A 20,900-nucleotide genomic window follows, 5' to 3' on the forward strand; every position below is an offset into this window, starting at 1 on the left:
CCCCGCGCGCCCTCGACGGGACCGGGACGGGGTGCTAGACAGGGGAGCAGCCGCGACCGAGGGAGCAGACATGCGCATCGCCGACACCTCCGACCTCTGGTGGAAGCAGGCGGTCGTGTACTGCGTGGACGTCGAGCGGTTCCTGGACACGGACGGCAACGGCGTCGGCGACATCGCCGGGCTGGCCGAGAGGGTGGACTACCTGGCGGAGCTCGGCGTCACCTGCCTGTGGCTCATGCCGTTCTACCCTTCGCCCAACCGGGACGACGGCTACGACATCACCGACTTCTACGGCGTCGACCAGCGGCTGGGCAGCTTCGGCGACCTCGTGGAGCTCGTCCGCACCGCCCAGGACCGTGGTCTGCGGGTCATCGCCGACCTCGTGGTCAACCACACCTCCGACCAGCACCCGTGGTTCCAGGCCGCCCGCTCGAGCACGGACAACCCGTACCGCGACTACTACGTGTGGCGGGCCGACGAGCCGCCGGACACCTCCGGGAAGGCCGTGTTCCCCGACCAGGAGGGCGGCATCTGGACCCGGGACGAGATCACCGGGCACTGGTACCTGCACCGCTTCTACCGCCACCAGCCGGACCTCAACCTCTCCCACCCCAAGGTGCGGGACGAGATCGCGAAGATCGTCGGGTTCTGGCTGCACCTGGGCCTCGACGGCTTCCGCGTGGACGGGATCCCCCAGCTGCTCACGCTGGCGCAGGGCGACGACTTCGAGAACCAGGGCGGGTTCACGGACCCGCACGGGTTCCTGCGCTCGCTGCGCAGGTTCGCCAACCGCCGCAACGGCCGGGCCGCCCTGCTGGGCGAGGTCAACCTGCCCTACCAGCAGCAGCTCGAGCTGTTCGGCACGGAGGACGCGGGGGAGCTGACCATGATCTTCGACTTCGTGGCCATGCAGAACCTCTACCTCTCGCTGGCCCGCCGGGACGCCGGGCCGCTGGCGACCGCCCTGAAGAACCGGCCCCGCATCCCGCAGGACGCCCAGTGGGCCAACTTCGTGCGCAACCACGACGAGCTCACCCTCGATCAGCTCTCCGCGTCCGAGCGGGAGGAGGTCTTCGCCGCCTTCGGGCCCGAGGAGCGCATGCAGATCTACGGCCGGGGCCTCACCCGGCGGCTGCCGCCCATGCTGGACGGGGACCGGCAGCGCATCCGGATGGTTTACTCGCTGCTCTTCTCCCTGCCGGGCACCCCGGTGCTGTACTACGGCGAGGAGATCGGCATGGGCGAGAATCTCGCCGCCGAGGGCCGCATGGCCGTCCGCACGCCCATGCAGTGGACCTCCGGGCGCAACGGGGGGTTCTCCTCCGCCGGCGCCGAGGACCTCTCCGGTCCCGTCGTCGAGGGGGAGTTCGGCCCCGCGGCCGTGAACGTGGCCGACGCCAAGCGGGACCCGGACTCCCTGCTGAACTTCGTCACCGCCCTGGCCCGCCGCTACCGCGAGTGCACCGAGCTGGCCTGGGGGCCCGCCGAGGTCCTGGACCAGCCGCGGCGGGAGGTCCTTGCCCACCGGTGCTCGTGGGAGGGCTCCGGCATCGTGGCGCTGCACAACTTCTCCGCCGAGCCCACCACGGTGCCGCTGCGGCTGCCGGACGAGGAGGAGGGCACCGAGCTGCTGGACCTGCTGGGCAGCGGGACGTGCACCCTCGACGCCGACTCCTCGGCCGAGCTGGCCCTGGAGGGCTACGGGTACCGCTGGCTGCGGGTGCAGCGGGCGCACGGGCCCGGCACGCTGCCGGACGTCATGACCACCGTGGCCGGGGCCGGGGAGGCCTGAGCGCCCGGCGGGGCGCGGCCGGGACCGGCCGATAGCATGGTCCCATGCTGACCATCGGACTCACCGGCGGGATCGCCTCGGGCAAGTCCACGGTCTCCCGGCGGCTCATGGAGCTCGGGGCCACCGTGGTCGACGCCGACGCGATCGCCCGCGCCCTGCAGGAGCCGGGCCGGCCCGGCCTCGAGGGGATCGTGGAGGAGTTCGGACCCTCCGTGCTGACCCCGGACGGCCGCCTGGACCGGGCCGCGCTCGGCGCCCGCGTGTTCGCGGACCCGGAGGCGCGCGCCCGGCTCAACGCGATCATCCACCCCCTCGTCCGGGCGGAGGCCGAGCGGCTCGCGGCCGCGGCCGGGGAGGACGCCGTCCTGGTCGAGGACATCCCGCTGCTCGTGGAGACCGGCCAGCACGGGCGCTTCGACCTCGTCCTCACGGTCCAGGCCCCGGCGGAGGAGCGCGTGCGGCGGATGGTCGAGGACCGCGGCATGACGGAGGCCGACGCCCGCGCCCGGATCGCCGCCCAGGCCACCGACGAGGAGCGGGCCGCCGTCTCCAGCACCGTGCTGGTCAACGACGGCACCGTGCAGCGCCTGCGCGACCGCGTGGACGCGTGGTGGGAGTGGCACGTGGAGCCGCGCCTGGCGTCCACGCCGTCCCCGGAGTGAGCCTCCGCCTCAGGACGACCACGCGGTAGGGTCGTAGCAACCAGAACGCACCACCGATCCACACGACCGACGCACACAACCGAGACACGGCGGCCGTCCGCTCGTCCGAGGCCGAGGGCAGCCGGGGAAGCACGGCGATGTTGAACAGACTGCACGACTCCCTGCGACTGCGGACCAGTCCCACCATCTTCTTCGGCTCCGCGCTGGTGATCGCCGCGTTCGTGGTCCTGACGCTGGTGTTCACGGAGTTCATGGACGCTGTCTTCGCGGACGGCTCGACCTGGGTGATCGAACAGCTCGGCTGGTTCTACATCCTGGGTGTGACCGTCTTCCTGCTGTTCCTGATCTACCTCATGGTCAGCCGCTTCGGTCAGGTCCGGCTCGGGGCCGACGACGAACGGCCCCAGCACACCAACCTGTCCTGGTTCTCGATGCTCTTCGCCGCGGGCATCGGCACGATTCTGATGTTCTGGGCCGTCGCCGAACCGGTGAACCACTTCGCGAACCCGCCCCGGCAGGGCGTCGAGCCGGCCTCCATGGAGGCCGCCACCGAGGCGATGGGCTTCACGCTCTACCACTTCGGGCTGCACACCTGGACGATCTTCACCCTCCCGGCACTGGCCTTCGGCTACTTCATGTACAAGCGCAACCTCCCGCCGCGGGTGAGCTCCATGTTCCAGCCGCTGCTGGGGGAGCGCATCCACGGGCCGGTCGGGCGGCTCATCGACATCCTGGCCATCGTCGGCACCCTCTTCGGCGTGGCCGTCTCGATCGGGCTCGGCACCATGCAGATCAACAGCGGCCTGGCACGGCTCTTCGGCATCTCCGAGTCGGCGCTGTCGCAGATCCTCATCATCGCCGCCGTCAGCCTCGTCGCCTCGGTCTCCGTGGCCCTCGGCCTCGACCGGGGCATCAAGCGGCTGTCCAACACCAACATCCTCATCGCGATCGCCCTGCTGGTCTTCATCCTCGTCTCCGGGCCCACCGTGCTGATGCTCAAGGGCATGGTCGAGTCCGCCGGCACGTACCTGTCGATGCTCCCGGCGCTCGCCTTCTGGAACGACTCGCTCGCGGACACCGGGTGGCAGAGCGGCTGGACCGTCTTCTACTGGGCGTGGACCATCACGTGGTCCCCGTTCGTGGGCATCTTCATCGCCCGCATCTCCCGCGGCCGTACCATCCGCCAGTTCGTCTCCGGGGTGCTCGCCTTCCCCACGCTGTTCTCCGTCATCTGGTTCGGGATCTTCGGCATGGGCGTGTTCGACATCGAGCTCAACGGCGGGGGCGGGCTCGTGGAGGCCGTCGTCGACGAGGGCGACATCCCCGGCGCGATGTTCGTCTTCCTCGAGAACTTCCCGTTCTCCACCGTCACCTCCGCCGTGGGCGTGCTCATCGTGGTGCTGTTCTTCATCACCTCGATCGACTCGGCCGCCCTGGTCATGGACACCATGGGCAGCGGCCACGAGGAGGAGTCCCCGGTGCACCAGCGCGTGTTCTGGGTCGTCGCCATCGGCCTCATCGCCGCGATCCTGCTGACCGCCACCGGCGCCACCGGGCTCGCCGCCCTGCAGAACGTGGCGATCCTCATCGGCCTGCCGTTCTTCGTGCTCGGGTACGTGATGATCTACTCGCTGCTCCGGGCCCTGCGCGAGGACGCCGGGGAGGTGGGCGTCCTGCCCACCCGCCAGTGGCGCCGGGTGCTGCCGCCCGAGGAGTTCCGCCGCCGCACCTCCACCGGCGCCGAGGTGGACGAGGAGATCGTCGTGGCCCCGGACTACGTGCACGGCTCGGAGCCGGCCAACGCCCCGGCCATCGAGCACCCGGAGCAGCCCGACTACGTGCGGGAGTACCGCACGAGCACCGGCTCCCTCAAGCAGATCCGCGACGTCGAGTAGCCGCCCGCACACCAGGGACCGTATGGCCCCACCGGCGTCACACCCGCCGGTGGGCCCGGTCCGTGCCGGCACCCAGGCGCTAGACTGGTGATCACCATCACAGTCGGCAACGGGGGACGTCATGGCGCGGAACAGGCAGAACACCAACCGGGACGGCGAGCAGCAGCACCGCATCCTCGACCGGCTCAACGCCATCGCGATGCGCGTCTACGGGCCGGGGGACCGGCTGGCCCAGGCGCAGGAGGGCGAGAGGATGAGCGAGGCCGCCCAGACCTGGTACCAGGAGGTCCAGGAACACTTCTACGTGGAGAAGGACGAGCACGGCAACGAGTACCTCTACCACCGGGACGACTCCGGCGAGGGCACGAACACCGGCAGCTCGCGCAACTAGAACTCTCGCGAAGGGCGGGGAGCCTCCGGAGGCTCCCCGCCCTTCTGCGTGCGCTCTCCGGACGGGCGGAGGCGACGGGACGGCGCCGTGTCGGGTCAGCGCCCCGAGCCCTGGTCCCCGATAGGCTCCGAGAGCGCCGGAACACCCCTGCCCGGGACGCACCCGCCCCTGCACCGAGAGCGAGCACCTGTCGTGACACCGGATCCCCACCCCGTCTCCCGGACCGCCGTGACTGACAGTCCGGTCGTCCACGTCCAGAGCGAGCAGCGGGAGGACCTGTTCTGGCGCGGCGCCGCGGTGGTCGGCCTGTTCTTCGTCGCGGCCATCGTCGCGCTCTTCATCGGCGTCCCCGTCTGGCTGATGATCGCGTTCTGGAACCCGTGGCTGCTGTTCACTCTGGTCTTCGTGGCGGCCGGGGTCCTGCTCCTTGTCAGGACGGTGGACCTGGTGCGCAGGGGAGCCTGGCACGCCCGCCACCGCTCGACCTATACCCTGCGCGAGACCGGCATCGAGACGACCGAGTGGAACACCTTCGGCGCCGACGCACCGGTCCGCCGGGCCATCCCGTGGGAGGCCGTGGCCTCCGTCGTGGCCTCCTACCGGATCCTGCGCCGCACGATCCTCGTCGAGAACGGCGGCGGAACACTGACCGAGACGGCCCCCGTCCTGCACATCCTGTTCGACCAGGACGGGAGCCGCCGGATCACGAGCGTCCCCTTCTCCTCGCACAAGGACCCCGCGGTCGACGTCTGGATCGCAGCGCTGCGGAAGCACGGCGTGGAACTGGGCTACACCGCCCGGCCGCTCTCGTGGAAGGGCGAGGCCTACCTCGGCCCCGAGGCCCAGCTCGAGCACCTCGCGACCACCGAAGAGGTCATCCCCTTCCCCGCCACCGGCGGGTGGCTGGACAACACGATCCGGCTGGAGAACCGCTGGCATCAGAACGCCGCGCAGGCCCAGGAGCAGGCGGAGCGCCGGGACCCCGCGCTGCAGGAGGCGCGTCAGCGGCCCACCGGCCGGCACTGGATCCTCGGTGCATGGTTCGCCGGCATGTACGCCCTGAGCGCCGGCTTCCTGCTGCCCTACCTCGTCCAGCACGGGTGGTTGCCCGCCGCCGTCTGGCCGCTGGAGCTCCTCGTGGTCCTGCCGGCGGCCGCGCTCTTCTTCCTGCCGCTGCGCCGTGGCCTGCGCTGGTTCCACGGGCTGGTGTGCTGGCTTCTGCTGGTGGTCATCTCCTTCTCGGTGCTGGTGGGCAGCGTGGAGATGGGGTCGGCTGCCGAGCGGACAGCGATGATCGGCTTCGGGCTGACCGTCCTCTCCGCGGCCCTGCTGTGGGCCCCGTACCTGCTCGTGAAGCGCAGCGTGCCCCGGCACGACCTCGTCGGGGGCCCCGTGTAGTCCGTTCATCGGGGGACAGGCGGGGTTCCTGATCGGTGCGGAAGGGCCCCGTCCCGCAAGTGCCGCCTGCCCGGTCCTGGGCCGGAGTGGCGAGGGAGCCGCCTCAGGGGGCAGCGGGGACGGGTGCGGTGCTGGTGCGGGTGACCAGCTGGACGGGGAGCACCACGTGCTCGCCGGTCACCGCGGTGTTCTCAGCCGTCGCATCCAAGCGGCGCAGCGCCAGGTCCACGGCGGTGTGCGCGAGCAGGCAGGGGTCCTGGGCCAGGGTGGTGAGGTCGAGGTAGGGCAGGGACGCCTGCTCGGAGTCGTCGAAGCCGACCACCGACAGGTCCTCGGGCACGCACCGGCCCAGGACGCGGGCCTGGCTGATCACCCCGACGGCGCAGCGGTCGTTGAAGGCGATGACAGCGGTCGGCGCGGGGTCCTGGGCCAGGAGCCCGGTGATGGCGGTGGCGCCGCCGGCCTCCGAGGCGCCGCCGCGCACGATCAGCATCTCGTCGACCAGGCCCGCGGCGGCCATGGTGTCCTGGTAGCCGGCCCGGCGCCTCGCCCCGCCGGCCTCGCGGTCGGCGTCGATGTAGGCGATCCGCCGGTGCCCCAGGTCGAGGAGGTGCTCCACGGCCAGCACCGCGCCGCGGTGGTCGTCGGTGGCCACGCTGTCGAAGGCCGCCGCGTCGAAAGCCCGGGTGACGGAGACGACCGGCAGGGTCGCACTGATCTGCTCGAGGCGGGTCCGTGGCAGGGCGCTGCCCAGCAGGACCAGGGCCTCGCACCGGTCGCGCAGCAGGGCCTCCACCGCGGCGTCCTCCGCCCGGTGCGGTGTGACGGCCGAGAGCACGACGTCGTAGCCCCGCTGCTGGGCGGCGGTGTGGATACCGTCGAGGATCTCTCCGTGGAAGGGCTGCACGGGCTCGAAGGCCACCCCCAGCAGCCGGGAGCGGCCCTGGCGCAGCAGCCGGGCACGTTCGTCGCGGCGGTAGCCCAGCTCGGCGGCGACCCGCAGGACGTGGGCCCGGGTCTCCTCGCTGGCGCCGGGGGCGTCGCGGAAGACGATGGAGACCAGGGGCTGGGAGACCCCGGCCGCCCGGGCGACGTCGCGCATGGTGACGCGGCGCCCGGACGGGTGGCCGGGGGCTTCCCGCCCCGGGGCGTCCGGGCTCACGGGCGGGGAACGGTGAAGGCGTCCCGGAATCGTCTCAGCGCCAGCTCGGGGTCGGCGGCGGCAAAGGCCTCCATCGCAATCACTCCTTCGTATCCGGCCTCGGCCAGGGCGGTGGCCACCCGGGGGAAGTGGATCTCCCCGGTGCCCGGCTCGCACCGCCCGGGGACGTCGGCCACCTGGATCTCCCCCACGTACGGGAGGGCCCTCCGGCACAGTTCTACCAGGTTCCCCTCCCCGATCTGGGCGTGGTAGAGGTCCAGGTTCAGCCGCAGGTGCGGACTGTCCACCGCCGCGACCAGCGCCAGGGTGTCCTCGGCCGCCCCGAAGGGCACCCCCGGGTGGTCGACGGCGCGGTTGAGGTTCTCCAGGGTGAAGACCCGCCCGTGGCGCTCGCCCAGGACGGCCAGCCGCTCCAGCGTGCGGGCCGCTGCCAGCCAGTCCGCCCCGGTGACCACCTCGTGTGGCACCACGGGGAGCCCCTGGGGGTCCAGGCCGGTGCCGTGGACGTTGAGCCGGGGGCAGTCGAGGACCTCGGCGGCGGCCAGCGAGTCCTCTGCGGTGCGCAGCAGTTCCGCCGCCCCGTCCGGGTCCACGAGGGCCCCGCGCACGTAGCCGGTCATCGACCCGAACCGGGCCCCGGTGGCGGCCAGGGCGGGCAGGTCCTTGGTGGTCCAGTCCCAGATCTCCACCTCGAACCCGGCCTCGTGCAGCCGGCGCACCCGCTGCTCGAACGGCAGGTCGACGAAGACCATCTCCGCGCTCGCCGCCAGGGTGAAGCCGCTCATCGGGTGGCTCCCACCGGGTCCAGGCTCACCGGGGCGCCGGTGCGGCAGGACTCGATGCAGCCCAGGGCGATCCGCAGCGCGTCCCGGGCCGCCTCCACGCCCGGACCCGGCGAGAGGTGTCCGAGGGCGGTGTCGGTGAAGGCCTGCAGCTCCGCGGTGTAGGCGCCGCGCATCGACTGGGTGTCGGCGCGGACGGTCTCGGCGGCGATGCCCTCCGGGCCGTAGTAGCGCATGCTCGAGGCCGCCAGGTCCCCGGCGGTGACCATGCCGGCGGAGCCGAAGGCCTCCGCCCGGGTGTCGTAGCCGTAGGCGGCCGAGAAGCTGGCCTCGGCGGTGGCGATCGCCCCGTTGTCGTAGCGGATGGTGACCACGGCGGTGTCCAGCAGCCCGGCGTCCTTGAAGTCCGGGGCCACGAGGGCGTCGGCCACCGCGTGGACCTGTACCGCCCGGGCGGCGGGGTTGAGGAAGTTCAGGGTGTCGAAGTCGTGGATCAGGGTCTCCAGGAAGATCGTCCACGGGGCCACCGCGCCGGGGTTCGCCAGTCCCGGGTCGCGGGTGGTCGAGCGCAGCAGCTGCGGGGAGCCGATCCGCCCGGCCTCGATGGCCGCCCGGGCCTGCGGGAATCCGTCGGCGAAGCGGCGGTTGAACCCGATCCGGAACAGCATTCCGTGGGTTTCGACGGCCTGGTGGACCCGGTCGATCTCCTCCAGCGTCATCCCGGCCGGCTTCTCGCAGAAGATCGCCTTGCCGGCCGCGGCGACCTGCTCCACCAGCTCGGTGTGGAACCGGGCCGGTGCGGTGATCACCACCGCCTCCACCTCCGGGTCGGCCAGCAGCTCTGCGATGTCGGTGTAGGCCGCAGGCACGTGCAACGCCTCCGCCAGGCGTGCCGCGGCGCCCTCGACGGGATCGGCGATCGCGACCAGTCGGGCGTTGGGCACGGTGCGGGTGATCAGCTCGGCATGGCTGGAACCGATCCGGCCGGCGCCGATCAGGCCGATGTTCAGGGTACGGGGCTCGGACACGGGATTCTCCTTCAGGTCAGGGTTGGAGCGCGGAAGGGGATGCCCGGGAACGGTGTCCTCAATATGTCCTGACAAACCCTTGGCAGAAACACTAGTACGTATTAGTGCGATCGCCAACACCTCTGCCGAACAAGTTTCCGGCAGCGCGTCGAAGGGCCGAGGCCCGGCCAGAAGAGGAGACCTTACATGACCGCAACGCTGTTCCTGCCGATCGACAGGAACTCCCCGGTGCCCCTCTACCACCAACTCGCCCTCCTCCTGGAAGGGGTAATCCACAGCGGGGATCTGGCGCCGGGCACCAAGCTGGACAACGAGCTCGAGCTCGCGTCCCGACTGCGCATTGCCCGGGTCACCGTGCGCAGCGCTCTGCAGCATCTGGTCGAGGCCGGCCTGGTGGTACGCACCCCCGGATCCGGCACGCACGTCACCCCGCCCCACCGGTGGGCGCGCCCTCCGGCGCACTCCACGTCGCAGCAGTCGCTGTAGACGTTTCGCGACCGTCGCACCGGATGTCGGGTGCGGCAACCGACCGGAGAAGCCGCGAGCCCGTCCGGGCGGCGAAGCGCATTCCGCCGGCACGCCCGCAGGCCCCGAGCCACGTCCTGCCTTCTCGGCCGATCCCCGATCCACCCGCACGAACAACCCACCATCCGACCGGTGCCGCACACGGTTCGACCGTGCTTCACGAGGTCATCACCCAAGGAGTTCCCATGTCCCACCATTCTCCGAGCGACAGCCGGGTCGCCCTTCCACCGCTGACCCAGGGGCCGCACCGGAAGCGGCTCGGACTGATCTCGGTCGTGGCCTGCCTGGGCGGGCTGCTGTTCGGCTACGACACCGGCGTGACGAACGGCGCCGAGGGGCCGATGGCTCAGGACCTGGGGCTGAGCCTGATCCAGCTGGGCGTGGTGATCAGTTCGCTCATCTTCGCCGCCGCCGTCGGCACCCTGGTCTGGGGCCGGGTCTCGGATGCCTGGGGGAGGCGCCGGACGATCATCCTGCTGGCCGTGCTGTTCTTCCTCGGCACCGCGCTGGTGGTCTTCACCCCGACGCCTCCGGAGGAGGGAACGTTCTCCCTGACCGGGTTCACGGTCCTGGTCTGTGGCCGGATCATGATCGGTCTCGCCGTCGGCGGCGCCTCCACGGTGGTGCCGGTGTACCTGGCCGAGCTCGCCCCCTATGAGATCCGCGGATCGATCACCGGCCGCAACGAGCTGGCGATCGTCACCGGACAGCTGGCCGCCTTCGTCATGAACGCCATCATCGCCGTCACGCTCGGTGACGTCGTGGACGGCATCTGGCGGATCATGTTCGCCGTCTCCGCGCTGCCGGCACTCGGATTGTTCATCGGGATGCTGCGCATGCCCGAGTCCCCGCGCTGGCTCACCGAGAAGGGCCGGTACGACGAGGCCCTGGCGGTGCTGGAGACGGTCCGCCCCGCCGACCGGGCCAAGGCCGAGCTGCAGGAGATCGAGCGGATCGCGGCCCTGGAGGCCAAGACGCACCAGGTCGGGCTGAAAGCGGTCCTGACGAACAAGTGGCTGCTGCGGATCATCCTGATCGGCATCGGGGTGTCCATGACCCAGCAGCTCACCGGCATCAACTCCGTCATGTACTACGGCACCCGCATCCTGGAGGAGTCGGGGATGACAGCGCAGCAGGCCGTGCTGGCCAACATCGCCTTCGGCGCCGTGGCCGTGATCGGCGGACTCATCGCCCTGTACAACATGGACCGGCTCGACCGGCGCAAGACCTTCATCATCGGCCTGAGCCTCACCACCACCTGCCACCTGCTGATCGGGATCGCCGGCAACCTCCTTCCCGAAGGCAACCCGGCCCGCCCGATCGTGATCCTCGTCCTCGTGGTCGCCTTCGTGCTCTCGATGCAGACGTTCCTGAACATCGCCGTCTGGGTGTGGCTGGCAGAGATCTTCCCGCTGCACATGCGCGGACTGGGCATCGGCATCTCGGTGTTCTTCGGCTGGACCATGAACGGTTTCCTGGCCCTGTACTTCCCGACCCTGGTGGGCACGGTCGGCATCTCGGGCACGTTCTTCCTCTTCGCCGGCATCGGCGTGCTGGCCCTGGTCTTCGTCATCACCCAGGTCCCCGAGACCCGGAACCGCTCCCTCGAAGACCTCGAGGAAGACGTCTCCACCGGGGCCATCTACCAGGTCGCCAAGCCCGCCGACGCCCACCGGTCCTGATTCCCGCGTCGTGACCCCGCGCAAGCCGGGGGCAGGTGTTCGAGACAGGACAGGTCGCCGTTCTGCTCTCCGTGCAGGAACACCAGCGGGGTCCTGGTGCCGGTGCGGTGCATGCCGGCGATCTCCAGGCGGGGTCCGCACCGTCGATGACCGGTCCGGCGGTCCCGCGCTGGGGGCGGCCGTTCCACCGTCGGTGCTCGACCGGGCCCGCGACCTCGTGGACGGGGCGCTGTCGGGCGGCATCTTCGAGAGGTGCCATGGGGATCGGGAGCCATTTTCCGCATGATGCCTGGTCTGCCGGAGATGCTTGTGGTTAGGGTGAGGTGTGGTCGAGCAGCCGGCCCGCAGTGCGCTGCTGTCGATGGAGGAAGCTCCTGTGGACCACACCCTGCTCGTGCCGGCCCAGGCCGCCCGCCGCGATGATGCCTCTGCTGAGGCGACTCCGGGCCGCCTCCGCAGGAGCACTCCTGTTCCCGGCCTCTTGGCCGATGCCCGGTACGTCCTGCCGCTGAAGTGGTCCGACGACACCGGTCTGGACGAACTCGCCCGCTACCTGGCCGAGGTCGTGACGTGGATGCCCGTCACCGTCGTCGACGGCTCCGCCGAGAAGCTCTTCGCAGCCCACCGCGAGGCGCTGCCGGAGACGGTCGAGCACGTGCGCCCCGATCGGTGGCAGGGGGCCAACGGCAAGGTGGCGGGGGTGATGACCGGTGTCCGCCGGACGGCCGAGGAACGGATCGTGGTGGCCGACGACGACGTGCGCCACACCCGGTGCACCCTGGAGAGGATCGTGGGGCTGCTGGGGGAGGCCGAGGTGGTCCGCCCGCAGAACTACTACCTGGAACTGCCCTGGCAGGCCCGCTGGGACACCGCACGGACCCTGCTCAACCGGGCTCTGGGCGGGGACTGGCCCGGTACCCTGGGCGTGCGCCGGTCGGCCCTGCTGGACGCGGGGGGCTACGACGGCGACGTCCTGTTCGAGAACCTCGAGCTCGTGCGCACCGTGCGGGCGGCCGGTGGGAGAGAGATCGTGGCCCTGGACGTGCCGGTGGGCCGGGTGCCGCCCACCGTGTCCCACTTCCTCGGCCAGCGCGTCCGTCAGGCCTACGACGACTTCGCCCAGCCCGCCCGTCTGCTCGCCGAGCTGTCGCTGCTGCCCCTGCTGAGCTGGGCGGTGCGGCGACCGGGGCGGTGGGCGGGCGGAGCCCTGGCCGTGTGTGCGGTGGCCGAGTTCGGCCGGCGCCGGGGCGGGGGTGCTGCGGTCTACCCGCGGAGCACGGTGCTGTGGGTTCCGCTGTGGGTGCTGGAGCGGTCGGTGTGCGTGTGGGCGGCCGTGGTCGTCCGGGCGCGCGGCGGGGTGTCCTACGCGGGGTCCCGGCTGCGCACCGCCGGGCACTCCCGGGCCGCCCTGCACCGGCGCCTGAGCCGCCCGGGCGAGGACTCGCTGCGGGTCGACGCCGGCACCGGACGGATGAGGGGGCGGCGGTGAGCGTGGGGACGGGGGCGGCGGGTGCGGGTCCGGTCATCGAGATCGCCGAGGACGACCTGTACGGGCTGATCGCGACCCTCACCCACAACGACTGGCAGCCCTCGGGCGGGAGCCTGCGGATCAACGTGGTCTACCGCGGCCACGCGGTGGCCGACCGGGACCTGGACACCAGTCTCTTCCGGCTCCGGGGCACCTCGAGCGGGCAGATCGAGCCCCACATCCTGCGGAACTTCCGCAAGTACGCCGCCCGGGACACCTCCCCGGGGGACTCGGACTGGAACTGGCTGTCCGTCGCCCAGCACCACGGGCTGCCCACAAGACTGCTCGACTGGTCGAACTCTCCCTATGTGGCGCTGCACTTCGCCACCGCGGACCCGCGCTGCTACGAGGCGCCCGGAGCGGTGTGGTGCGTGGACTACGCGGCAGTCCACGAACTCCTCCCCGACGAGTTGGGCCGCGAGATCACCGCCCACGCCGCGGGTCTGTTCACCACCGGCATGCTGGAGCGGGTCGCGTACGCCATGGCCGACTTCGACCGGTTCCGGGACGCCCACGGGCGGGCGGTGCCGCTGTTCTTCGAGCCTCCGTCGCTGGACGAGCGGATCGTGAACCAGGCCGCGGTGTTCTCCGCCATGTCCGCGGCCACGGGCTCCCTGCACGACTGGCTGGGCGAGCACCCCGAGCTCTACCGCAAGGTCATCATCCCGGCGAGTCTCAAGTGGCGGATCCGCGACCATCTCGACCAGGCGAACATGACCGAGCGCGTCCTCTTCCCCGGCCTCGACGGACTGTCCCGCTGGCTGACCCGCTACTACGGGCCGCGCCCGGAACAGGGCCGCTGGGCGGATCCGACATCACCGGCGATGGGCGAAGACCCGGGTCCTCTCCCGGGCTCTGCCCCGGCCGGCTGAGGGCGGACCTCTCGGGTGGTGGTGAGGGTGGGCCAGGGTGTGTACTGGCTCCATGGCTACCGACCCCACCACCGCGAACCCCCCGCTGGTGCTCCAGGACGACGACCGCCCGGTCGACGGCTGGCACGACGAGCGGGGGCACCTCACGTGGCGCACCCTGTTCTCCGCCGGCACGACGCCCACCGACACCCTGGTGACCGGGGTGGCCGAAATGCCCGAGGGCGGTTTCCTCGCCCTGCACCGTCACGACCAGGCCGAGACCTACTACGTGCTCTCCGGGGAGGGCGTGGTCACCCTCGACGGCGTCGAGCACCCGATCCGTCCCGGGTCCAACGTCTTCATCCCGGGCGGCCGCGAGCACGGCGCCAGGAACACCGGTCCCGGGGTGCTGCGCGTGTTCTACGTCCTCGCCGCCGACGACTTCACCGAGGTCGAGTACGTCTTCTCCTGAGCACACCTCTGTGACGCCGGGGGACGGAGCGCGGACACGTCCGCTGCTCAGCGGCTGACCTCAGGTGCGGGTCCTGCGGTCCAGGAAGGACAGTCCGACCATGGTCAGGCCCAGGAGCAGGTGCAGCCAGTCGTCGGCGGTGTTCAGCGGCACGAAGTTGGCCCCCGAGTCCTTGTCGATGATCAGGCCGTAGTTCGTGGTGAGGCCGGGGATGAACCCGGCTGCGCACACGAGCAGGAAGACGGCGCCGTAGAGCAGGGCCGCCGTGCGGACGGGTGAGCGGCGGGTGGTGCGGTCGCCGGGTCGGGCGGCGGGGGTGGTCATGGTCTTGCCTCTGGTTGGCTTTGAACGGGCAACGAGCAGGAGTCGCCCGGGTCGGTTGTGGCGGTGGATCGAGGTGGAGGAAGTCGTTGCGACGGCCGGTCGTGTCCAGGTGGTGGATCCGGTGCGGTGCACCCGGCAGGCCGGGGACAGGAAGGGCCTGTCGGGCGGTGGTGGTTCGGCCAGGGCGAAACGTACCGGGTGGGCGGAGCAGGTCGTGTCCTCGTGCTCGACCTCCCAGCACAGCAGGTCCAGGGCGGCGTCCTCGAGGTGCTCGACCGCGGTGAGATCGACGAGGACCTCGGTGTCCGGGGTGAGAGCCCGCAGGCGGTGGATCAACGGGTACAGGACCTGTTGATTCGTTTCCGTCAGCCACCCGGCGGTGATCAGGTGCACGCGTCGTCGGTCCGGGTCGACCCGGACGAGAACGGACAGTTGGCGATCCACGGCAGGACTCCCGGGCCACGAGAGGGGAAGCGCGGCCGGCTGCTGGACCCGTGCTCTCAGGCTAGGCGCGCTTCCTCGGGCGCACCAGAGTTTTCTCGGCCTGATTCCTCTTGGTTCCTCGACGCGCGGCGGGACAACTGGTGTCGGTGACTGCGCCGCCGTGCGGCGGCGACCGGCGCACCGGGCAGGCTGAGGACGGGCTGCTGGGTGAGGCCGGTCTGGAGACAGCGGGCCCGCCGGAGTCGGTGCTGTTCTCCCCGGCCCGGTCGCGAAAAGCGTCGTCGAGGTGCTGGTGGGGACCGAGGTTGCGGTGCTGCAGCCGGGCGACGAGGTCGGTGCAGCAACCGATCGCGTGCGCGGCGGTGATCGGGTCGTTGATCCCCGGGGAGATCGCTCTCACCGCGATGTCGGCGAGCCGGCGCAACCCCAGGGCCGCATTCCAGGCAACCCGGTCAACGAGATCACGAAGGTGGAGATCAGAGTGGCCGGCACCACCTGGGTCTTGGTGTCGCGGGCGAACTCCCTCAGTAGCCTCGGGGAGAACTGCTGGGAAGCCGGCTGAAGGGCCACCACGGTCAGGGAGAAGGTCAAGGTCGTGGCAGTCATGATCGAGGTCGCCACCACCTGCAGCATCGTGACCACCAGCGACGCAGCCGCGGCCACGGCCGGCCAGAACCAACAAGCTCGCTCTCAGCGCCTCACCCCTGCCACCTCTGTTGGCGCTCACTGCCCGCTTCTCCACTCACTCGTTGCACGGACAGCCGCCGGCGGCCCGGCGGTGATTTCTGACTCAGCAGGCTTACTATGACACGGAAGAAACTGGCAGGGGAGGTCGTGCTGCCCCGGCGTCGTCCGCCGGGCGCCGGCACCGCACTGTGCGTTCACCGGGCTCCGGGCCGGTGACTTTTCGAGAGGACATCATGATGCGATCCATTGCCGAACAGAAGGTCGACGAGCTCGGCGGGCGGTTGAGCGTGCTGGCCCGGCAGAGACGGGACCACGTGAAGCTGGAGAACCTGCTGGAGGACCTCGAGGACACCACCGGGGCGGCCCAAGGGCAGGTGCTGCTGCGGATCTACCGGCTGGTCTTCCCGCACGCCTTCGCCGAGGAGGCCGTGCTGTGGCCGGTGATGCGCCGGGTCCTGCCGAACGGGCACGAGCTGACCCTGGAAGTGGAGCGCGAGCACCAGGAGGTCAACGAGCTCGTCACCGCCCTGGAGACCTTGGAGGAGGCCGATCCGGCGCGGAAGCCGGTGCTGGCCCGGTTGATCGACGTGCTGCGGGAAGACGTGCGCGACGAGGAAGACGTGCTGCTCCCGCGGCTGCAGGAGAAGCTAGGCCGGACCCGGCTGCGCGGACTGGGCCTGGCGTGGGAGGTGGTCCGGCGCACCGCGCCCACCAGGGCTCATCCGGTGGTGGCGCGCAGGCCACCGGGCAACGCCGTGGCGGCTGTGCCGCTGTCGGTGCTCGACCGGGTCCGGGACCTGGTGGACGCCGCGGTCCTGCGCGGCCCCGGGCGCGGGGCGCCGGTCTTGCGCTCGGTCAGCACCCACCTCGGTGGCCTCGCCCACCGGATCGAGCACCTGCCGGTGATGCGCCGGGGAGAGGACCCCACCACGAAGTCCCACAGCGACTGATTTCCCGTCGACCCGCGGACGAGGAACGAGGCCACCCAACCGACGTGGAGGAGGAGATCCGATTTCCCTTCGGTGCGCCTGGTCGTTTCTCCGCGGGGACGGTTGTGGCTCTCGTATGGCTCGTGGCGGGGATCCTTGCCGGGCGGCAGAGCTTCGGTTTCGTCGACTCCGGCGGGTGGTCCGGCGCGGCAGCTTATGGTCGCGCTCGCGGTGGGGATGGCGACGACGCTGGAGAGATGTCCCTCGAGGGGTGCGGCCCTCAGCCGCAAATACGCCTGTTCGGGCGAGTGGCCGAAGGCGCTGAGGCAGTCGACGGCGTGCAGGCACGCCTGCTGGTAGGGCAGGTCGGGGTCGAGGTGTTGGTGCTCGTCGAGAGTGACCGAGATGCCGGAGAACGAGATCCGACCCTCGGAGCGGGGGATGCGGTCGAGGGGCAGCTCCAGGCAACCGCCCATCTCGACCGCTCCGCAGAAGGTGATGGCCCCGTCGCCCTGACAGAAGTTCAGGTCCCCGACAGAGAGGATCGCTCCGTCGACGAACACCGGGTAGAACACCCGGCTGCCCCGGGCGAGGTCCTTGATGTCCTGGTTGCCGCCGTTCTCCCTCGGTGGGGCGGTCTGGGCGGCCTCCAGCGCCACGCGGGAGAGGTCCGACTGAGGGACGCCTCCCAGGATGGGGGACTCATGCAGCCACCCGGACACGACAAGTCGGAACCGAGGCGGTGAAGTTGACCCCCATCGTCCCGGACTCCTTGCCTCGGGACTGACTGCGGCCGGCCTCAGCGCTGAGGGTCGCTCCACTGGTGACTGCCGGTGATCATCCTGTGGTGAACCGGTGGGTGGGTGGGGCCGGATCGGGCGCCCGGTCGGTGGTGCCGTGACCACGCAGGGAGGTGGCGCAGGCGACTCCGGCGGCTACGCCCTGGGCCATGGCAATGGGCACGAGCTGCAGGCCCGGGGTGATGTCCCCGGCCGCATAGACCCCTTCGACACTGCTGTGCTGGCAAACGTTGACGACGACGTGGCCCTCGTCGTCGAGTTCGCACCCCAGACGGGCGGCGAGGCTGTTGGTGGGGTGGTGGGCGTAGGAGAAGAACACCGTGGTGCCCTCCACCAGGCTCCCGTCGGCCAGCCGGAGGCCCTCCAACGCCCCCGGCGCCCCGAGCAGGGCTTCGGCCACGCCGTCCACGACCTCGATCCCGTGCTCGCACAGAGACGCGCGCTGGTCCTCGGCGAAGGCCCGGTCGGTGGTGTCGGTGACGACCCGCACGGTGTCGGTCCAATCCAACATCTCCGAGGCATAGGCGGGCATGTGGCTACCCGTGCCCAGCGCGATCACAGCCTCGCCCCGGACGTCGAATCCGTCGCAGGCCGGGCAGTGGTAGACATCCGTGCCGTAGTGGTCCTCGAAGCCGGCAATGCGCGGGAACTGGTCCCGCACCCCGGTGGCCAGTACAACCCGCTGGGCAGTGATCTCCTTGCTGTCGACGGTGGCCAGGAACTGGCCGTCCTCGGTGCGCTCCAGGGCGACCACCGTTCCGTCGTGGAGGGTCACGTGGGGGTACTGGTCGAGTCCGGCGCGGGCCTCGGCCAGCAGCGTGTGCGGGCTGATGGGGTCCCGGCCCAGCAGGCCGTGGGTGTGGTCGGTGAAGCGGCTGCGGTGCTGCCCGGCATCGATCACCAGGGTGGAGCGCTGGTACCGGCCCAGCCAGGTCGCCGCAGACAGGCCGGCGACACCACCACCCACGACCAGGGCATCCACAGCGGACGGCAGATCATGGCTCATTGCTTCTCCTCAGTACGCAGCCGGGCGCCGGTCGGGCGCTGGTCTTCTTCTGGCCGGTTGCGGCCGTGCCGCGCGGCCAGGAAGTCCTGACGCTGCTGGACCTCGCCCTCAGGCTGGAGAGGCAGAACCGCCTCTGACCAGGGCTTTGCACGGTTTGCACCCGCTGGGGCCGGGAGCGGGACGGCAACCCTGCCCCTGGGGGGCTGTCGGCGTCTCGACAGGCACCGATCTCACCGACGCCGCTTGTCCTGCCGGGGGTCATGGGGTCGCCCCCGTGACCGCCCGGGGGCGGCCCGGGGTGGCGGTGGGCATGGGTGGGAGTCGATGGATCTCGGTGTCGGTGACCTCGGCGGCGATCTCGGCCACGGGCCGGTGGGAGTCCTGTGCGGCGGCGCGCAACATCTCCAGGGCCTCCGGGCGGGGGATCCCGTAGCGGGCCATCAGCACGCCCACCGCGGTGCCGATCTCTCGGGCGGGGGCGAGGGCGCGATCCAGGTGCTTGGCTCGCTGGCGGTGCAGCTGGGCCGACACGGCCAAGGCCCCGTGGGCGGCCAGCAGGCCCCCGGTGGTCAGGGCGTCGTCGCCGAAGGCCTTCGGGGCGTCGGAGTAGAGGTGCAGGGCCGCGACCGTCTCCGGCTCCCCGACCAGGTGCAGCCGGAAGCTCATCAGGCTCGCCAGTCCCAGCCGCTGGTGCAACCGGGCGCCCAGCACCGGCCAGCGGCACCGCTCCGCCAGGTCCCCGCAGCGGTAGACGTCCTCCCCGGGCGCGGGGTCCACCCCCGGTCCTGCACCGAGTTCGTGCTGGAGAGCGTCGGCGTGCTGGGCCACCGGGGCGGTGGCGGCCAGGGTGCGGAAGTGCCCGTGGTGGGTCACGGTCACGCTGGCCCACCGGGCGCCGCGGACGTGGTCGGCGCCGGCCCGGGCCACCGCCACCAGCACCGACCCGTCGGTGCTGGTGCGCATCCCCCGGCCCAGCCCGATCAGCACCTCGGCGATCTCGGCCAGCCCTGCAGAGCTGGTGACCTCAGGATGCGGCATGAGCGGACACCACCTGGAGGTACCTCGGCGACCTCAGGTCACCGAAGGAATCCGGCAGAGGATCGGGGAACAGGAACTCGACCGGGCGCAGCATCTCCGCGGCCTCGTCGTGGTCGGTGGCCGCGCGCAATAGCTCCACCCCGGCGGGCTCGACGTGATGGGCCCCGGTGCAGTCCACGGAGACCTGGATGCCAGGAGTCAGCGTCCGGGCCCGGCGGATCAGCGGGTGCAGGGCCCGCTGGCTGGCTGCCGTCAGGCACCCGGCGGCGAGAATCCGGAGGGATTGACCGTCCAGATCGATCTGGACGGTCACGGAGAGCTTATGGGTCACAACAGTGGCTTTCGGCGCGAAGGGGGTCGCGGCCTGTTGCTGGACCGGAGCTCCAGAATAGTCGATCCGCGCACAGGTGACCAGCAGGCTTACTATGCGACGAGTCGTCCTTCCGCTGCTCCACCGAGGCGCAAGCCGTGACGGCCCGCGACAACCCCGCTGGCCGGCTTTCGCCCCGGCCGCGGCCGAGGCAAGGGCGATGTCCATGCTCTGCTCCCAGCTGCGGATCGGGGCCGACAACCTCGGGGCGCTGAACCTCTACGGATCCCAGGCCTATGCTTTCGACGCTCAATCGGAGGAGATCGGGCTGCTGGTGGCCGCGCGGACCTGTCCTTGCCGGGCGGAGCAACGGGAACACTGGGCCCCTGGGATGCTCCGCCGTTCTCCTCAGGCGTCGAAGTGGGTGCTGGCCGGGCCTTTGCCCACGGTGGCGACCAGATCGGCGGCCACATCCCGCAGTTTGATGTTGCGGTGGCTGGAGGCGGCCCGCAGGATCTCGAAGGCCTTCTCCTGGCTGCATCGGTTCTGGCCCATGACGATGCCCACGGCCAGATCGATGGTGGTCCGCGAGGCCATCGCCGCCTGCAGATCCGCCTCGGTGTCGCGGTGGCGGGCCAGGCGCACCGCCAGCCGCAGGATGGTGGAGACCTCGACCACCTGACGCCGGATGACCTCGAGGATCGCCTGGTCGTAGGCGTTGGGGGTGTCGGCGTAGACGTCCAGACCCGCAGCAGCCTCTCCGCCCAGCTCCATGGGCACCCCCAGGGCCGAGAGAATCCCGGCTTCGGCGGCGGCCTGCCCGTAGGCCGGCCACCTCGGGTCGGTGCGGGTGTCCCGGACGTAGACCAGCCGGTGCTCCCGGGCCGCGGTCAGGCAGGGACCGTCGCCGTAGTGGTACTGGATCTCGTCCAGCGCCTCGGCGTGCGGGCTGGAGGCGGCCACGGTGGTCGAGCGCTTCGGGCGCAACAGGGTCACCGCGCACCACACCTCGTCCCCGTCCGTGGACAGGGCCTGGGCCATGGTGGCGGTGAAATCGTTGAGGAAATCGGTGATGTCCTCGGTGGCCAGCAGCTGATCCTGCAACTGGGCCACGGGCGAACCGCCCGTCGGGGGATCTGTCATGGTCGTTCCTTCGTGTCGGTTCGGCGCAACGCCCCGTGCCCGGTGGGCAGC

At 71.0% G+C, this 20,900-nt stretch carries 21 protein-coding genes and 1 pseudogene; 11 read left to right on the forward strand and 11 right to left on the reverse strand.

Annotated features, from left to right (window positions below; translation table 11 throughout):
- The first annotated feature begins 70 nt into the window (after positions 1-70).
- The 5 genes from CRM73_RS02100 to CRM73_RS02120 all read left to right on the forward strand — a co-directional run bounded on the left by CRM73_RS02100 (position 71) and on the right by CRM73_RS02120 (position 6,138).
- A complete protein-coding gene (locus CRM73_RS02100; protein ID WP_229586650.1) occupies positions 71-1,792 on the forward strand; it encodes an alpha-amylase family protein in 1,722 nt (573 codons plus the stop codon).
- Between the two features lie 44 nt (positions 1,793-1,836).
- Positions 1,837-2,454 (forward strand): dephospho-CoA kinase, encoded by a 618-nt coding sequence (gene coaE / locus CRM73_RS02105; protein ID WP_035924002.1) that lies wholly within the window; start codon positions 1,837-1,839, stop codon positions 2,452-2,454.
- A gap of 137 nt (positions 2,455-2,591) precedes the next feature.
- The gene (locus tag CRM73_RS02110) at positions 2,592-4,349 is read left to right on the forward strand and encodes a BCCT family transporter (RefSeq protein ID WP_017832858.1); all 1,758 of its coding nucleotides are present in this window, start codon (positions 2,592-2,594) and stop codon (positions 4,347-4,349) included.
- A gap of 121 nt (positions 4,350-4,470) precedes the next feature.
- Positions 4,471-4,740 carry a hypothetical protein gene (locus CRM73_RS02115; RefSeq protein ID WP_017832857.1) on the forward strand — a complete coding sequence of 90 codons (270 nt, stop codon included), beginning with the start codon at positions 4,471-4,473 and terminating at the stop codon, positions 4,738-4,740.
- 228 nt (positions 4,741-4,968) lie between these two features.
- Positions 4,969-6,138 (forward strand): DUF4175 domain-containing protein, encoded by a 1,170-nt coding sequence (locus CRM73_RS02120; RefSeq protein WP_141246805.1) that lies wholly within the window; start codon positions 4,969-4,971, stop codon positions 6,136-6,138.
- A 103-nt stretch (positions 6,139-6,241) separates the two neighbouring features.
- Here the strand turns inward: CRM73_RS02120 and CRM73_RS02125 are convergent, their stop codons facing one another.
- Genes CRM73_RS02125 through CRM73_RS02135 form a run of 3 tightly spaced genes read right to left on the reverse strand, consistent with a single transcriptional unit; the run spans position 6,242 to position 9,110 of the window.
- Positions 6,242-7,240 carry a LacI family DNA-binding transcriptional regulator gene (locus tag CRM73_RS02125; RefSeq protein WP_229586651.1) on the reverse strand — a complete coding sequence of 333 codons (999 nt, stop codon included), beginning with the start codon at positions 7,238-7,240 and terminating at the stop codon, positions 6,242-6,244.
- Between the two features lie 56 nt (positions 7,241-7,296).
- Entirely contained in the window at positions 7,297-8,085 is a 789-nt protein-coding gene (locus CRM73_RS02130; RefSeq protein ID WP_109268789.1) for a TIM barrel protein, read from the reverse strand.
- A complete protein-coding gene (locus tag CRM73_RS02135; RefSeq protein WP_229586653.1) occupies positions 8,082-9,110 on the reverse strand; it encodes a Gfo/Idh/MocA family oxidoreductase in 1,029 nt (342 codons plus the stop codon). The genes CRM73_RS02130 and CRM73_RS02135 overlap by 4 nt, the downstream gene beginning before the upstream one ends.
- 186 nt (positions 9,111-9,296) lie before the next feature.
- Here CRM73_RS02135 and CRM73_RS02140 point away from each other — a divergent pair, with 186 nt between their 5' ends.
- The 5 genes from CRM73_RS02140 to CRM73_RS02160 all read left to right on the forward strand — a co-directional run bounded on the left by CRM73_RS02140 (position 9,297) and on the right by CRM73_RS02160 (position 14,168).
- Entirely contained in the window at positions 9,297-9,596 is a 300-nt protein-coding gene (locus tag CRM73_RS02140) for a GntR family transcriptional regulator (RefSeq protein WP_052132726.1), read from the forward strand.
- Between the two features lie 224 nt (positions 9,597-9,820).
- On the forward strand, positions 9,821-11,317 hold the full coding sequence (locus CRM73_RS02145) for a sugar porter family MFS transporter (protein ID WP_229586654.1): 1,497 nt from the start codon (positions 9,821-9,823) through the stop codon (positions 11,315-11,317).
- Positions 11,318-11,693: 376 nt separating this feature from the next.
- Positions 11,694-12,806 carry a glycosyltransferase family 2 protein gene (locus CRM73_RS02150; RefSeq protein WP_229586655.1) on the forward strand — a complete coding sequence of 371 codons (1,113 nt, stop codon included), beginning with the start codon at positions 11,694-11,696 and terminating at the stop codon, positions 12,804-12,806.
- A complete protein-coding gene (locus tag CRM73_RS02155) occupies positions 12,803-13,717 on the forward strand; it encodes an FRG domain-containing protein (protein WP_229586656.1) in 915 nt (304 codons plus the stop codon). Before CRM73_RS02150 ends, CRM73_RS02155 begins: the two co-directional genes overlap by 4 nt.
- Positions 13,718-13,769: 52 nt before the next feature.
- The gene (locus CRM73_RS02160; protein ID WP_229586657.1) at positions 13,770-14,168 is read left to right on the forward strand and encodes a cupin domain-containing protein; all 399 of its coding nucleotides are present in this window, start codon (positions 13,770-13,772) and stop codon (positions 14,166-14,168) included.
- 60 nt (positions 14,169-14,228) lie between these two features.
- On the opposite strand, the gene CRM73_RS19860 is transcribed toward CRM73_RS02160, so the two are convergent.
- The 3 genes from CRM73_RS19860 to CRM73_RS02170 all read right to left on the reverse strand — a co-directional run bounded on the left by CRM73_RS19860 (position 14,229) and on the right by CRM73_RS02170 (position 15,599).
- Complete coding sequence (locus CRM73_RS19860) at positions 14,229-14,936, reverse strand: DUF4383 domain-containing protein (RefSeq protein WP_370658509.1); 708 nt, start codon at positions 14,934-14,936, stop codon at positions 14,229-14,231.
- Positions 14,937-14,997: 61 nt separating this feature from the next.
- Positions 14,998-15,336: a DUF2254 family protein gene (locus tag CRM73_RS19865; RefSeq protein ID WP_370658511.1), complete on the reverse strand. Its 339-nt coding sequence runs from the start codon at positions 15,334-15,336 to the stop codon at positions 14,998-15,000.
- Positions 15,333-15,599, reverse strand: a complete 267-nt coding sequence (locus tag CRM73_RS02170; RefSeq protein ID WP_370658510.1) for a DUF2254 family protein — start codon at positions 15,597-15,599, stop codon at positions 15,333-15,335. Before CRM73_RS02170 ends, CRM73_RS19865 begins: the two co-directional genes overlap by 4 nt.
- Positions 15,600-15,856: 257 nt before the next feature.
- On the opposite strand from CRM73_RS02170, the gene CRM73_RS02175 reads away from it, so the two are divergent.
- On the forward strand, positions 15,857-16,573 hold the full coding sequence (locus tag CRM73_RS02175; RefSeq protein ID WP_229586659.1) for a hemerythrin domain-containing protein: 717 nt from the start codon (positions 15,857-15,859) through the stop codon (positions 16,571-16,573).
- Between the two features lie 211 nt (positions 16,574-16,784).
- Here the strand turns inward: CRM73_RS02175 and CRM73_RS02180 are convergent.
- From CRM73_RS02180 to CRM73_RS02200, 5 genes and pseudogenes are all read right to left on the reverse strand, one after another.
- Positions 16,785-17,250: pseudogene (locus tag CRM73_RS02180) on the reverse strand (acetamidase/formamidase family protein); the annotation flags it as partial.
- A 139-nt stretch (positions 17,251-17,389) separates the two neighbouring features.
- Positions 17,390-18,358 carry an NAD(P)/FAD-dependent oxidoreductase gene (locus CRM73_RS02185; RefSeq protein ID WP_229586660.1) on the reverse strand — a complete coding sequence of 323 codons (969 nt, stop codon included), beginning with the start codon at positions 18,356-18,358 and terminating at the stop codon, positions 17,390-17,392.
- A gap of 258 nt (positions 18,359-18,616) precedes the next feature.
- Positions 18,617-19,396 carry an ANTAR domain-containing protein gene (locus tag CRM73_RS02190; protein ID WP_229586662.1) on the reverse strand — a complete coding sequence of 260 codons (780 nt, stop codon included), beginning with the start codon at positions 19,394-19,396 and terminating at the stop codon, positions 18,617-18,619.
- Positions 19,383-19,934 carry a hypothetical protein gene (locus CRM73_RS02195; RefSeq protein ID WP_229586664.1) on the reverse strand — a complete coding sequence of 184 codons (552 nt, stop codon included), beginning with the start codon at positions 19,932-19,934 and terminating at the stop codon, positions 19,383-19,385. The genes CRM73_RS02190 and CRM73_RS02195 overlap by 14 nt, the downstream gene beginning before the upstream one ends.
- 180 nt (positions 19,935-20,114) lie before the next feature.
- A complete protein-coding gene (locus tag CRM73_RS02200; protein ID WP_229586666.1) occupies positions 20,115-20,849 on the reverse strand; it encodes a GAF and ANTAR domain-containing protein in 735 nt (244 codons plus the stop codon).
- Positions 20,850-20,900: the final 51 nt, after the last annotated feature.

Origin of the sequence: Kocuria sp. CCUG 69068, from assembly GCF_020833785.1 — a bacterium.
GTDB classification, from domain to species: domain Bacteria; phylum Actinomycetota; class Actinomycetes; order Actinomycetales; family Micrococcaceae; genus Kocuria; species Kocuria rosea.

Bases quoted from the DNA above. Each gene is read 5' to 3' on its own strand.
- coaE (WP_035924002.1), top strand. From the start codon at position 1,837: ATGCTGACCATCGGACTCACCGGCGGGATCGCCTCGGGCAAGTCCACG.
- CRM73_RS02115 (WP_017832857.1), top strand. From the start codon at position 4,471: ATGGCGCGGAACAGGCAGAACACCAACCGGGACGGCGAGCAGCAGCAC.
- CRM73_RS02200 (WP_229586666.1), bottom strand. From the start codon at position 20,849: ATGACAGATCCCCCGACGGGCGGTTCGCCCGTGGCCCAGTTGCAGGAT.
- CRM73_RS02100 (WP_229586650.1), top strand. From the start codon at position 71: ATGCGCATCGCCGACACCTCCGACCTCTGGTGGAAGCAGGCGGTCGTG.
- CRM73_RS02110 (WP_017832858.1), top strand. From the start codon at position 2,592: ATGTTGAACAGACTGCACGACTCCCTGCGACTGCGGACCAGTCCCACC.
- CRM73_RS02140 (WP_052132726.1), top strand. From the start codon at position 9,297: ATGACCGCAACGCTGTTCCTGCCGATCGACAGGAACTCCCCGGTGCCC.
- CRM73_RS02185 (WP_229586660.1), bottom strand. From the start codon at position 18,358: ATGAGCCATGATCTGCCGTCCGCTGTGGATGCCCTGGTCGTGGGTGGT.
- CRM73_RS02130 (WP_109268789.1), bottom strand. From the start codon at position 8,085: ATGAGCGGCTTCACCCTGGCGGCGAGCGCGGAGATGGTCTTCGTCGAC.
- CRM73_RS02195 (WP_229586664.1), bottom strand. From the start codon at position 19,934: ATGGACATCGCCCTTGCCTCGGCCGCGGCCGGGGCGAAAGCCGGCCAG.
- CRM73_RS02190 (WP_229586662.1), bottom strand. From the start codon at position 19,396: ATGCCGCATCCTGAGGTCACCAGCTCTGCAGGGCTGGCCGAGATCGCC.
- CRM73_RS02145 (WP_229586654.1), top strand. From the start codon at position 9,821: ATGTCCCACCATTCTCCGAGCGACAGCCGGGTCGCCCTTCCACCGCTG.
- CRM73_RS02175 (WP_229586659.1), top strand. From the start codon at position 15,857: ATGATGCGATCCATTGCCGAACAGAAGGTCGACGAGCTCGGCGGGCGG.
- CRM73_RS02160 (WP_229586657.1), top strand. From the start codon at position 13,770: ATGGCTACCGACCCCACCACCGCGAACCCCCCGCTGGTGCTCCAGGAC.
- CRM73_RS02125 (WP_229586651.1), bottom strand. From the start codon at position 7,240: ATGCGCGACGTCGCCCGGGCGGCCGGGGTCTCCCAGCCCCTGGTCTCC.